This is a genomic window from Shewanella sp. 10N.286.45.A1 (assembly GCF_041470405.1).
Taxonomy (GTDB): Bacteria; Pseudomonadota; Gammaproteobacteria; order Enterobacterales; family Shewanellaceae; genus Shewanella.
Genome location: NZ_JBFRMK010000102.1, coordinates 1,330 through 14,080, shown reverse-complemented (window position 1 = coordinate 14,080; position 12,751 = coordinate 1,330). Strand labels below are relative to the sequence as shown.

11 protein-coding genes are annotated in these 12,751 nt (G+C 43.7%); 1 reads left to right on the top strand and 10 read right to left on the bottom strand.

The genetic code is table 11. The annotated features are described in order from the left end of the window. Positions 1-404 precede the first annotated feature (404 nt). Positions 405-593, top strand: coding sequence for a hypothetical protein (locus AB4238_RS08910; protein ID WP_371993226.1), 189 nt, complete (start codon positions 405-407; stop codon positions 591-593). Between the two features lie 279 nt (positions 594-872). Here the strand turns inward: AB4238_RS08910 and AB4238_RS08905 are convergent, their stop codons facing one another. The 10 genes from AB4238_RS08905 to AB4238_RS08860 form a co-directional block, all read right to left on the bottom strand. After that, on the bottom strand, positions 873-2,003 hold the full coding sequence (locus AB4238_RS08905; protein ID WP_372033024.1) for a sodium ion-translocating decarboxylase subunit beta: 1,131 nt from the start codon (positions 2,001-2,003) through the stop codon (positions 873-875). 8 nt (positions 2,004-2,011) lie between these two features. Beyond that, on the bottom strand, positions 2,012-3,820 hold the full coding sequence (gene oadA, locus AB4238_RS08900; protein WP_372033022.1) for a sodium-extruding oxaloacetate decarboxylase subunit alpha: 1,809 nt from the start codon (positions 3,818-3,820) through the stop codon (positions 2,012-2,014). Between the two features lie 19 nt (positions 3,821-3,839). Next, positions 3,840-4,085: an OadG family protein gene (locus AB4238_RS08895; protein ID WP_372033021.1), complete on the bottom strand. Its 246-nt coding sequence runs from the start codon at positions 4,083-4,085 to the stop codon at positions 3,840-3,842. A gap of 515 nt (positions 4,086-4,600) precedes the next feature. Further along, a complete protein-coding gene (locus AB4238_RS08890; RefSeq protein WP_372033019.1) occupies positions 4,601-5,848 on the bottom strand; it encodes a hypothetical protein in 1,248 nt (415 codons plus the stop codon). Further along, positions 5,838-7,403, bottom strand: coding sequence for a hypothetical protein (locus AB4238_RS08885; protein WP_372033017.1), 1,566 nt, complete (start codon positions 7,401-7,403; stop codon positions 5,838-5,840). Before AB4238_RS08885 ends, AB4238_RS08890 begins: the two co-directional genes overlap by 11 nt. Next, entirely contained in the window at positions 7,393-8,427 is a 1,035-nt protein-coding gene (locus tag AB4238_RS08880) for a VWA domain-containing protein (protein ID WP_372033014.1), read from the bottom strand. The genes AB4238_RS08885 and AB4238_RS08880 overlap by 11 nt, the downstream gene beginning before the upstream one ends. After that, entirely contained in the window at positions 8,417-8,881 is a 465-nt protein-coding gene (locus AB4238_RS08875; RefSeq protein WP_372033011.1) for a DUF4381 domain-containing protein, read from the bottom strand. Before AB4238_RS08875 ends, AB4238_RS08880 begins: the two co-directional genes overlap by 11 nt. Further along, positions 8,878-9,810, bottom strand: a complete 933-nt coding sequence (locus tag AB4238_RS08870; protein WP_372033009.1) for a DUF58 domain-containing protein — start codon at positions 9,808-9,810, stop codon at positions 8,878-8,880. The genes AB4238_RS08875 and AB4238_RS08870 overlap by 4 nt, the downstream gene beginning before the upstream one ends. A gap of 19 nt (positions 9,811-9,829) precedes the next feature. After that, positions 9,830-10,807: an AAA family ATPase gene (locus AB4238_RS08865; RefSeq protein WP_372033007.1), complete on the bottom strand. Its 978-nt coding sequence runs from the start codon at positions 10,805-10,807 to the stop codon at positions 9,830-9,832. 102 nt (positions 10,808-10,909) lie between these two features. After that, on the bottom strand, positions 10,910-12,460 hold the full coding sequence (locus AB4238_RS08860) for an arylsulfatase (protein ID WP_372033004.1): 1,551 nt from the start codon (positions 12,458-12,460) through the stop codon (positions 10,910-10,912). Between the last annotated feature and the right edge of the window lie 291 nt (positions 12,461-12,751).

Here is a 12,751-nt window from a genome sequence, read left to right as displayed (position 1 = left end):
TCAGCTAGGGTTTCTACTTGGTTAGGTTTTACCTGATTGATGATATCTAGGGCTTGTGAGACGAGCATAAAAAATCCGGATTCTGAAACAGAACTCGGATTCTGAACGACTGAGTAGATCAGTCAACCGATCATTTTCATGCTAAATGATCGGCATTACCGCTATTGCGGCCTTTTTATTTCGCGCAAAATCCCTCTAAATACTGGCTTATCGTCCATTTTAATCAAGGCATACCGAGTTATCTGATATTGTTAAGGCTTATTTCATTAAACTAGAGCAGAATTAACACTCTCTAGCCCCTATCTATATTCGATAAAATTCCTACTGAAGCCTGCACTTTCATGTAGCTTGGGTATATACTTTAAAATCATATCGCTACGCGACTAATATTGAGGATGTTAAGTATGGCAAAGCTGTTTTTTCTTCCACTGCTACTCTCTCTCGCATGGGCACTATTTCTCAACTACAACGGTGTGCCACTAAAACAAGGAAGAAAAGGCTTTCTCTATATCGTCGGTATTAGTTTAACGATTATATTCGCCTTAGGTTTCTTACTTTGGCTTACTGCCGACCAGAATATTCGTAGCTGGTAGCCCCTATAATTGCGGTAAAATGCGCCTAACCATTTAGGCAAGGCGCTACGGTCATTCATCTACCCACTTTCAGCCTAACTTCACTAAAGACGGTAGCATTACATATTCGCTTAAGTAGACTTCAGCCAATTCATGTCCAATTTGCACGCTAACATATCAATACAAACGAGATAACATCCGCAGCAGCGTTTTTAATTTACGCAAAAAAAATCCCGTACTTAAAAAGTACGGGATTGATTTAGCTCATAAATATATTTGATATTTTTAGGCAAACATTTATTAGCCAAGCACTGCAAGCAATACACCAGCGGCAACAGCGCTACCTAATACACCAGCCACATTAGGCCCCATCGCGTGCATAAGGAGGAAGTTTTGGTTATTCGCTTCTAGCCCCACTTTGTTCACGACTCGTGCAGCCATTGGCACTGCAGACACCCCTGCTGCGCCAAGTAGCGGGTTGATCTTACCACCCGACAGCTTGCTCATAAGCTTAGCCATTAACACTCCTGTCGCCGTGCCGATACCAAACGCTACAGCGCCCAATACCAAAATACCAAGAGTTTCGACTTGCAAGAACTTATCTGCTGATAACTTAGATCCAACCGCAAGGCCTAAGAAGATAGTCACAATATTAATCAGCTCGTTTTGCGCCGTGCTCGATAGTCTATCAACCACGCCAGATTCACGCATCAAGTTACCGAGACAGAACATACCCACCAGCGGGGTTGCTGCCGGCAAGAAGAGAATGGTGAGCCCAAGCACCATCAGCGGGAAAATGATCTTCTCCTTTTTGCTGACTTCTCGTAACTGCTCCATCTTAATTTGACGTTCAGACTCTGTCGTTAGCAGCTTCATAATTGGCGGCTGAATAAGCGGTACCAGCGCCATATAAGAGTATGCAGCAACCGCAATAGCCCCCAGTAGATCAGGCGCCAGCTTGGACGCCAAAAATATCGCCGTGGGCCCATCGGCACCGCCGATAATCGCAATCGCGGCCGCATCCTGCATCGAGAACTCAAAACCTGGAATTAGGTTTAGGCCGATTGCACCAAGCAGCGTGGCAAAAATGCCAAATTGCGCCGCTGCGCCCAATAACAACATTTTAGGGTTAGCGATCAGCGCACCAAAATCGGTTAGTGCACCGACTCCCATAAAGATAAGTAGCGGGAAGATCCCCGTCTCAATACCAACATGATAAGCAAAATAGAGCAGCCCACCTTCGTCAGTAAAACCAGCATTGGGAATGTTGGCCAAAATGGCACCAAAGCCAATAGGTAGCAATAGTAATGGTTCAAATCCCTTAGCAATGGCTAAGAACAGCAACAAGCAGCCAACGCCCATCATAAATATTTGGCCTAGCGTAAAGTTGGCAATGCCAGACTCTGACCAAAAAGCTAATAATCCTTCCATGAAGACTCCTAAGCTAAGGCTAGCAGTTGACTACCAACAGCGACCGAATCACCCTCTTTAACCCAAACCTGAGAGATCACACCATCGGCCTCAGCTCTTACTTCCGTTTCCATCTTCATCGCTTCGAGAATAATAACCACGTCCCCCTCTTTGACACTATCACCTGGAGACACATGTACTTTAAAAATGTTACCTGATAACGGTGCATTTTGTTCAAGCTTTACCACTGAGGTGTCAACAGCTGCAGCTGGTGCAGGCGTTGCAAAAGGCACCACATTCTCTGCGGGGGTAATTTCACTAATATCGCCACCTTCAGCGACCTCAACCACAAAGCGCTGCCCTTGCACTGTTACCGTGTAAGTTTCAGGACCCGATTTGCTTGCACTGGCAACCTCAGCCTTTTTAGCTTCCTCAAGTGCTTTAGCTGCAACTTCTGGTTTAGGCTCAAATGCATCAGGATTATTGCGGTTACTAAGGAACTTCAAACCAATCTGCGGGAATAATGCATAGGTTAATACATCATCATCGAGCTCAGTTGACAGTGTGATAGCCTCTGCAGTGGCCTTTTCAGCAAGCTCAACTCGCAACCTGTCAAGTTCTGCTTCTAAAAGATCAGCTGGTCGACATGTAATCGCTTCGGCTCCAGCAAGCACGCGCTGTTGAAGCTCACTATTGACTGGGGCTGGTGTCGCACCGTACTCGCCTTTTAGTACACCTTCAGTCTCTTTTGTCATCGACTTATAACGCTCACCCGTTAAAACATTGATGACAGACTGGGTACCTACAATTTGCGAGGTGGGTGTGACCAGTGGCAGAAAACCTAAATCTTCACGAACACGTGGGATCTCTTCCAACACCAAATCTAACTTATCTGCCGCGCCTTGCTCTTTGAGCTGGCTTTCCATGTTAGTTAACATGCCACCAGGCACTTGTGCGCGAAGTATTCGTGAATCAATTCCTTTCAGCTCACCCTCAAATGCTGCATATTTTTTACGTACTACTCTGAAATAAGCAGCGATCTCTTCCAGCAATTCCATATCATAACCGGTGGCTCTATCAGTGCCTTCAACCATAGCGACCACGGTTTCAGTGGCGCTGTGCCCATAGGTTTGACTCATAGAAGAGATAGCAGTGTCGAGAACATCAATACCTGCTTCAATCGCTTTTTGATAAGTTGCAGTGCTAAGCCCTGTAGTCGCGTGACAATGAAGAGAAACGATTAGATTAGTTTGAGATTTGATTTGGCTTATCATCTCATAAGCCTCAAATGGCTTTAAGAGCCCTGCCATATCTTTAATGCACAAAGAGTGACAGCCCATATCTTCTATGCGCTTAGCCATATCAATCCAAGTCGCTGTCGTATGTACAGGACTGGTAGTGTAAGACAGTGTCCCTTGTGCATGAGCGCCAACTTCAACCACAGACTTAACCGCAGTTTCAAGATTTCGCACATCATTCATTGCATCGAATATACGGAACACATCGACACCGTTGGTGTGAGCACGTTCTACAAATCGGTTGACTAAATCATCCGCATAATGACGATAGCCTAAAAGGTTTTGCCCTCGAAGTAGCATCTGCTGAGGCGTGTTAGGCATCACTTTTTTTAGTTCTCGAATACGTTCCCAAGGATCTTCACCAAGGTAACGAATACAGGAATCAAACGTTGCACCACCCCATGACTCAAGCGACCAAAAGCCAACTTTATCGAGCAATGGCGCAATAGGTAACATATCTTCGGTACGCAATCGAGTAGCGAGTATTGATTGGTGAGCATCTCTTAAGACGACATCGGTTAAAGCCAGTGGCTTGCTCATGGTAAACTCCCTACTTTTATTATGCTTTTTGACGGTGTTGATGAATTGCTGATGCAATAACAGCAGCCATTAAAGGGCTCACTGCAGGTTTGCTTGCAATTGGCTGGAGAGCATCACTGCTAGTTTTTTCTTGGGGCTTTGGCGCATATTTCTTAGCAACTAACTTCATTGCTAAAATCAATACACTTAAAAACACAAAAACCAAACACATGCCGAGGATCATTATTCCTAACGCATCGGTTAACTGTTCTGATATTGCTTCCATCTAATCCTCTCACCAACCATAAAATTGCCGAAGTGCAAACAAACTCGCTAAATGAAGACTCACATGTAGAAGCCATTTAGCTAACGATGTGAACACACTGAAATAAAATAGATATTTATTCACTATTAATTCACACATTATGCATTTCTTTTGATAGCAGCCAAACGAGCTTAATGCCAGCTATCGCTATCATAGGCAAAAACAATAACTAATCTATAACAAAATAGCGAGCAGTTTGTAAATTGGTCATACCAATAAAAACAAAAGCAAACACAACTTGATGACGATTCCATAAATCAGGCGGCAATAAAATGATAAATTCGCAATAGAAATGCAATTATCATATTATTTAAATAATTGACTCATTAAATTGAAGGAAATTGATTTCAGATATGAGAACAGAAGACTAGCAAAGGCAACAATATGAGGTTTTATGCACAAAATAAATCTGTATTAAAGAAGCTGAAGTAATCGCCAATTTGTATGGTCTTGCTTACATATATGGTAAATAAGAATCACCTGACAACATACCTAAACAATCTTTTTATAGACAATTTGTTAGAAGGTGAAGCCTTTACATCATCCTTAGAAGTTGTGCCACCGAAGCAATACCTAAACAAACTCGATATTGCTAGCTGCTTATTAACTAATTCATCGGTTACATATTGCCTATCTGTTAGATGAGGCTTAATTTGTGCGGGTGCGGATACACTATCGGCACGTTGATAGAGTAAGTTAATAAACCCTCGCCAATCGCGTGCCAATAGTGATCGGCTTAAGCTCACCCTTTGCGGCAGCTTAAACATTTTCTGCTTTCTAAGCCCTACCAATGCAACAAACACGATAGCTAAAGCAATAACCACAAGCATCCATGTGTTAAAAAGCCCTGCCCCCGCTACGTCAATGCTATAGGTCGCAAACTTCAACCGATGTAAACCATCCTTCGGCTGCCACCAATTAAGCGTCTCGCCACCCAATGCATAATCTCCTCCTTCATTAACGATATAGCGATATGTTTGGTTTACCATTGCAATATTTTCGCCGCGATTGTTGCTATCACTCAACTTCGCCTCTTGTGCTATGAGCTTAACTCCCTTTGGCGCTGTCACCCTAATTCGTGGAATGTTCATCGAGGGTAAATTAACCACGGAAATAGTGACATTTCGCTCAATCACATCCCCGACTTGGTAGCTTTGTTTAGGCTCAGACCATTGCTCTTCGATTGAAACTTGCTCTGCAACAATGAAAGGCGCATTTTTGGGGATATCCTCTGGAATATAGGCGAAGAACACTTTGGGCTCAGAGAGCAAACTTAACACCTTCGGCTTATGGCTAACATTATCCATAAACTTAATATCAAACCTGATACTCGGCAGCTCTATTAACCCTTGTTGCTCCGGGTAAAGATATACCTCCCAAAGCTGTGAGGAGTATGTAATCCCAGCAATCTTTTTGTTGCCATTAATGGCAAACGAAGAGGCTCGAGACAACCTTGCCGTCGACATGGAGGGCAACTCGAACTTGGTGCCGCCATTAAAAAAGCCATTTACCAGCAGCTCAAAACGCAACACCACCTGCTCACCAACAACAGGGTGAACATTAGAAACTTGGCTCAATAGTTGACTCGTTGCTATTACTTTATTTCCCTGCTTGATTTGGTGTTCATCAGCAAAGACACTAAGCTGAAAAAAAGCCAGTAGTCCTAATAAAAAGACAAGACGTCTGTTTAGTCGACTTAAATAATGCCCTCTTCTATTTTTCATTAGTCACCGCCTCAGAACTTTGATCAGACGATAAAGTCCTTTGCAGTTGAGAGCGGTTATATTCAGCCTGAAATTTTGCAGCTAAAAACTGCTGCGGATCTTTACTGATATCGGTGAGCCATTGCTGCTTTTTAGTCTCGCTATTTAACAACTCCTCCACCGATAATTGTTGGATCTCAACCGTAATCTTACCCATCTGCGGTTTATCTGCGCCAAGCTCAGGGTCGGTCATGTCATCGGGGTCAATCGACTCAGGCGGATTCTCCTCCTGCTGGCTTTCACCAAGCTGTTTAATATCTCTAATTAGTTGGCTAACAATACGCAAATTACGCTCGGCGCCGGGGAAGTTTGGGTCAATTTCAATTAATAATTGGTACAGTGACTGCGCTTTGCTGTAATTCCGACCACGAGTGTATGTCATCGCTAGATTAAATAAACTTTGTAAATCGTTTTGTTGGCGATATATTTTTGCGGCTTTGCTGTACTCTTTGGCTTGGTAATACGCCTGTGCTTTCCAATGTGGGTCAGTAAAGAGGATTGCCGCGGTTTGATAATCACCTTGATTGTAATAGTACTGCGCTTGTTGATTATCACTGAAAAACCAATCGAGCCAATTAGCCTGTGCTGGAGCAGGAAGCATACTGACACATAGTACAATGGCGCTTGCCCAATAAAGACTAAAACCTTTTCGGAAAAACAGTAACAAAACCAGTGCAGCGGGATAGAGCAACCAATAGCCATAATTAACCCTTTGACCAGATTCAGCTAATGCGCTTTGCTCTAGATTAGCGACTTTAGCTGGTAATCTATCAGGGTTTTCTGTCAAACTCCCGCGGCTCATAACACTGTAACCAAACTCTTTAGCCTCTGCTTCAGCTTCTGTCGTTAATGCCGCAAATATCACCTGAGCTTTTAGGCTTTCAACAAACCGGAATAACTCAGTGCCACCAGTAAAACCGTCGGAAAATATCAGCAGGTCAAAACCAAATTCTTCAACCTCAGGCATCGCCTTGATAACGCTAACCAGAGTATCAATCTCATCTCCTTCTACAGGCATCACTTCTGGAGATAGGTAACCTAAATATAAGGTTAACAGTGCAAATTGATCTGAGGGTGGTAATACTTGATGACTGCTCCCTGAAAATGCCACCAAGGAGATAGGTCGCGCACTGCCGTACTGTAACAGGGTCGTAATCGCCAATTTGGCTCGGGTTAAGTGCTCAATATCCTGCTGGCGTTCTAACATCGAGGGTGACAAATCTAAGGCTATAACCAAAGGGGCTTTAATGCTATCACCACTCGCCTTAACCCAACTTGGGCCCGCTAAAGATAGTACTATCAAACAGCCACATATTAGCGTTAATATAATCGGCATTGTCACCGTTTTATGGCTATTCTGCATTGAGAAGGTCTTAGCGAGGTGAGCAGCAATAATACCTTCACCTGCCAACTCTTCAGCTGACACTCGGTTGCGCCATAACCCATACATCAATATAGCTATCGGAAAAAAGAGTAATAACCAGGCAGGCTCTGAAAACTGAAAGCTAGTCAACATAAGCCCCCCGTTTGACTCGAGCAACCGCAGAAATAGTTAGCCACAACCATACACAAACATATATCACTAACATGGGTCCCAGCAGCCAAGGGTAAAGATCTAATCTGGGTTGGTAGCTATTTTGCTGGTATTGCGCCGGTGCTATGGTGTCAATTTGAGCTAATATCTGCGCGATGGCAGTACTACTTTCTCCCTCAAAAGCCTTCCCTTGAGTGATTAGCGCTATCTTGTTAAGAGTATTAAAATCAACTTGATCTTCACCCTCGGTATTAATAGATCCCATCCCTAACGTGAAAATTTCAATCCCCTCGCTAGCTGCGACTCGGGCAGCATCTACAGGGGCGAGTCTCGAGCTAGTATCACTGCCATCAGTGACCAATAAAAGAATGCGCTGGCTGGTATTGGAATGCTCAAATGCACGAATACTGAGGCCGATAGCATCACCAATCGCAGTTGCTGGGCCAGCCATCTGCGTATCCATCTGCTCTAGCAATGATTGCCATAACCTAACATCCTCAGTAAAAGGAACTTGCAGGTAAGCACCAGAACCAAACACAATCAAACCGAGTCTGTCACCCTCTCGCTGTTGTGAAAACGTAGCAAGTAGTGACTTAAGCGCAACCAAACGTGAGACTTTACTCGTCGTCAATTGCTGCTCGCGCTTAGATTGCGGCGCTTGCGGTAACAAGTAATCCTCTTGCTCCATAGATTGAGACAAATCGACTGCAATCATCATGTCTCGACCTGTCTTCTTAGTCACTATTGGCTCTCCAATAAGCACAGGTCGTGCAATACACAGAGTCATCAGCAGCCAACTCAAAAGCAGCGCTAGTGCTTGAATACGCTTGCGCTGTCTTACCTGGCTACCAGAGGTAGGTGCTTGTCCTGTCGCGGCAACAATACGTGAGAAAAACGGCAGATAAATAGAGGCAGCAGGCTGCATATATGGCGGCGATACCTTAAAAAAAATAAAGGGCAAAATGAGCAGTAGTAGCATCCATGGATACTCAAGACTAATGTTCAAAATGATGCTCCTTTACCCAACGCAGGCATAACCCCTTTAGCGTCGCAAAGTCACTCGCTGATAAATTCACAGCCACGCATTGAGCAGATTGATAGTTCAACTGCTCTAATAGATTAAACTGAGATTCAGTAAATACAGATTGCTTACAGCTGTGAACAAGTAATTGATGCCAAGAGTAACCAGTATGGTTAAGCACAATGTTATCAGCCCCGGTCTGTACGGCCTGGCGAAGGATCTGGTTCATCGCCCCCGCATTATCTAGCGTCAGCGCTTCCAACTCGCGATAAGCAACTCTGCGGTAACGATTTTTAACCCAACGTCGCCTTTCCCTCACAATAAGCAAACCAATTACAAGTAAAATGGCAATAAGCACCACATACCAGCCGGTAGATATAGGCCACCAAGAGATAGGCTCTGGTAACGGTATATCAACCAACTGCTTCACCTGATTCATGCAGGTTCTCCCATCAATAAGTGACTTAACTGATTGATGACGGGCTCATAGGTATTTACAATACCTACTGGCAATATACTGCCAACCACGGCCTTTTTAAGACTGACTAGCCTTTGCTGGTATAGCTCTTCATATTTAAGTTGATTATCGGCATTCGCTTGGATATTAATCTGCTGCTCACCATGAGATACACTCAAACCATGGGCACGGGTTAAATCATCTTCTAACGGATCTTGAATGACAAAAAGCAATACGTTTGTTTTCTGAGATAAAACCTCAAGCTCAGCCAGTTCTTCAATTTCGATCCCTTCAATATCCGTTATCAAGATCATCACGCTCTGGCTACTTAATGTCGAAATTAATGGCCTGACCATTGAAAATATTGATTGTGAAACATCGACTGAGTTATCTACCGATGACAACTGTAATCCATTATTAGCAGTGACGATTGCTTCGAGCAGATGTACAACATTATGACTTGAGCGTTTTGGAGGTATTGACACCAAATCATTAGTTGCTAATACAACGCCTCCTACTCTGTCACCAGCATCAAATACTTGCCATGCTAACAGCGCAGCTAAATGCGCAGCGGTTACCGACTTAGTGTTAACTTGACTGCCGAAAAACATCGGCAAACGCTGATCGATAATGATATGAACAGGTCTATCTGTTTCTTCCGAATAGACTCTCACGTAGGGCTTCCCAAGACGGGCTGAGACTCTAGAATCAATTTGGCGGATGTTATCACCCGCTTGATATTGCCTCAGCTCTTCAAAATTCAACCCACGACCTTTTATGCGTGATGCATGCCTACCAGAAAGCATCCCCGCAGGTCTGTATCGAGGAGATAACGACAGCTGGCGACTCTCCTCTCTAAGCGCTAATAAAGCACTTAAATTGGTATAGATCCTAGGATCACCTTGATTCATAGGCAGCTCAAGCAACTGTTCATAATACCGGTGTCACACTTACTAGCTCTTTAACCACATCTTGAGCCGTCAAGCCATTGGCTACAGCAGCATAAGACAGCATCAACCGATGACTCAGTACCGCCAATACCACAGCTCGCACATCATCAGGGTCAACATAGTCTCTCCCCGCTAGAACGGCATGTGCTCTAGATGCTTTATCCAGCGCTATTGATGCTCTGGGACTAGCCCCTATTTTGATATATTTGTGTAATTCACTGTCCGGATATCTTTCAGGCTTTCGGGTGCCCATCACTAATGCAACAATATATTTTTCAATACTTTCAGACATAAACACTTCATGAACTAATTGCCGTCCTTGAATGACTAACTCTTCAGCATTTTCTATGTTAATTGACCGACTTTCATTTTTCGCTTCCTGTCCCCGGGTGAGGCGGATAATTGCCAGTTCAGTTTCATCGTCAGGGTAATCGATGATGACTTTAAACAGAAATCGATCCATCTGTGCTTCGGGTAAAGGATAAGTCCCCTCTTGTTCCACCGGATTTTGAGTCGCTAACACCAAAAATACTGATTGCATTGGATGACTGGTGTTACCGATAGTTACTTGGCGCTCCTCCATCGCCTCAAGTAACGCAGACTGAACCTTGGGCGGTGCCCGGTTAATTTCATCGGCGAGTAGAATATGGTTAAAAACAGGGCCAGGATTGAAATCAATTCTGTTATTTTCTGAAGCCGATAACGCTTCGTAACCAATAACATCCGATGGCAATAAATCCGGCGTAAATTGAACTCGCCCTTGAGATAACTTAAGTAAGTCGGCTAAGGTTTTCACAGAACGAGTTTTAGCCGTACCAGGTAGCCCTTCGAGCAACACATGTCCGTCGGCAAGCAAAGCTAACACCAGACCTTTTACTACATGTTCTTGACCGAGAACTTGTTCTTTTAACGCGGCTTGTAACTCATTAAGCTGTGAATATATAGCTTGGCTGTCCATACAGTGAGTATCCTTAATGCACATTTTCTATTTTTAAAAGACTCATCAGTTAGCCTTTTAAAAATAGAAAAAGGGCGCATGCGCCCCTCATCGATTTGATGCCTATTTACTTGCAGGTTGCTGCAACTTCTCCATCACCTGATCCAAGCTAAAGCTTGCGGCTTTCTGGCTAGGCGGATACTCCTTGAACGTCTCTAGGAATTTACCAACATAAACCTGAGCTGGAACTAGCATAAATGCTCGATCTAACATCCAATCCCAATAGGTATTTGAGGTGATATCGGCATTTTCATAAGGGTCCATTCTGAGGTTATAGATTTTAGGGAGTCTTAACACCACAAAAGGTTCAGCCCATAATGCTAATGTACCGGTAAGGCGCTGCTCCATAAACACTAGCTTCCAATCTTTAAAGCGCAGTGCGGCAAGGTCGCCATCATCAGTAAAGTAGAATATTTCTTCACGTGGGCCAGTGTTATCTTTACCAGTTAAATACGGTAAGAAGTTATAGCCATCGAGATGATTTTTAAATTTTTTGCTGCCAGCTTTATGGCCTTTTAATAGCTTGTCCTTAACTTTACTATCCCCGGCGGCAGCTGCAAATGTTGGTAACCAGTCCATATGGTGCATGATCTCATTTGAAACTGAATCAGCCTCAATCTCTCCAGGCCAACGAACCATAGCGGGTACTCGGTAAGCACCTTCCCAGTTAGTATTCTTCTCGCCCCTGAACGGTGTTGTCCCGGCATCCGGCCAAGTATTCATATGAGGACCGTTGTCAGTAGAGTAAAATACAATGGTGTTATCTTTGATACCCAACTTATCCACGGTATCTAGCAATTGCCCTACGTGATTGTCGTGCTCAATCATGCCATCAGCATAATTGCTTAGGCCACTTGAACCTTGTAATTCAGGTTTAACATGCGTACGAAAATGCATGCGAGTGCCACTCCACCAGACGAAAAATGGTTTTTTGCTTTTTACCGTACGCTCCATAAAATCAATAGCGGCAGCAACCGTTTCATCATCAACAGTTTCCATGCGCTTTTTGGTTAGTGGCCCAGTATCTTCAATCTTGCCGTCAGCAGATGACTTGATAACGCCTCGAGGGCCGAACTTCTTGCGAAATTCAGGATTTTTAGGGTAATCAACATTTTCTGGTTCTTCTTCAGCATTGAGGTGGTATAGGTTACCAAAGAATTCATCGAAGCCATGATTAGTAGGCAAGAACTCATCTTTGTCACCTAGATGGTTCTTACCAAATTGGCCAGTGGCGTAACCCATAGGTTTAAGAATTTCGGCGATTGTGGCATCAGTTGCCTGTAGGCCAACATCAGCACCAGGCATACCTACTTTCGATAAGCCAGTACGGAATACACTTTGCCCGGTGATAAAGGTAGAGCGCCCTGCAGTACAGGACTGTTCACCGTAATAGTCGGTAAACATCATCCCCTCTTTGGCAATACTATCAATGTTGGGTGTTTTATAGCCCATTACACCGAAGGTATAAGCACTGATATTGGATTGGCCAATATCATCCCCCCAAATAACTAAAATATTAGGCTTATCCGCTCCTACCGCAGCAAAGGACATTAGCCCTGCGGTGAGAGGCAGTAATGCCAGCCTTTTGGTAAACTTATTGCGAAGTAGCGTCATAAAAGATCTCCGTTCTTTAGTACAAACTTGTTTTTATGCAAACTTGATTTCATTCTGCGCTGTGCGACTTCCAGAATGACTATGACAAATATAGTTGTCTCACTTTAAAATCACACGTTCTCAAGCTGTAATCAACTAAAAACACCTTAAGTTCTATAAATTTACAGATGGACTAGTTAGGGACTACAATTGTCAATTTCTTGTTAGTACGTATCAAAGCCAAGTGTAGGTCACAAAAAATGTTGCTAAGGGAGTTGTGATTTATAATACCTATTGCATTAAAAGTTTGAC

Bases quoted from the DNA above. Each gene is read 5' to 3' on its own strand.
- AB4238_RS08865 (WP_372033007.1), bottom strand. From the start codon at position 10,807: ATGGACAGCCAAGCTATATATTCACAGCTTAATGAGTTACAAGCCGCG.
- AB4238_RS08890 (WP_372033019.1), bottom strand. From the start codon at position 5,848: ATGAAAAATAGAAGAGGGCATTATTTAAGTCGACTAAACAGACGTCTT.
- AB4238_RS08905 (WP_372033024.1), bottom strand. From the start codon at position 2,003: ATGGAAGGATTATTAGCTTTTTGGTCAGAGTCTGGCATTGCCAACTTT.
- AB4238_RS08875 (WP_372033011.1), bottom strand. From the start codon at position 8,881: ATGAATCAGGTGAAGCAGTTGGTTGATATACCGTTACCAGAGCCTATC.
- AB4238_RS08860 (WP_372033004.1), bottom strand. From the start codon at position 12,460: ATGACGCTACTTCGCAATAAGTTTACCAAAAGGCTGGCATTACTGCCT.
- AB4238_RS08870 (WP_372033009.1), bottom strand. From the start codon at position 9,810: ATGAATCAAGGTGATCCTAGGATCTATACCAATTTAAGTGCTTTATTA.
- AB4238_RS08910 (WP_371993226.1), top strand. From the start codon at position 405: ATGGCAAAGCTGTTTTTTCTTCCACTGCTACTCTCTCTCGCATGGGCA.
- oadA (WP_372033022.1), bottom strand. From the start codon at position 3,820: ATGAGCAAGCCACTGGCTTTAACCGATGTCGTCTTAAGAGATGCTCAC.
- AB4238_RS08885 (WP_372033017.1), bottom strand. From the start codon at position 7,403: ATGTTGACTAGCTTTCAGTTTTCAGAGCCTGCCTGGTTATTACTCTTT.
- AB4238_RS08895 (WP_372033021.1), bottom strand. From the start codon at position 4,085: ATGGAAGCAATATCAGAACAGTTAACCGATGCGTTAGGAATAATGATC.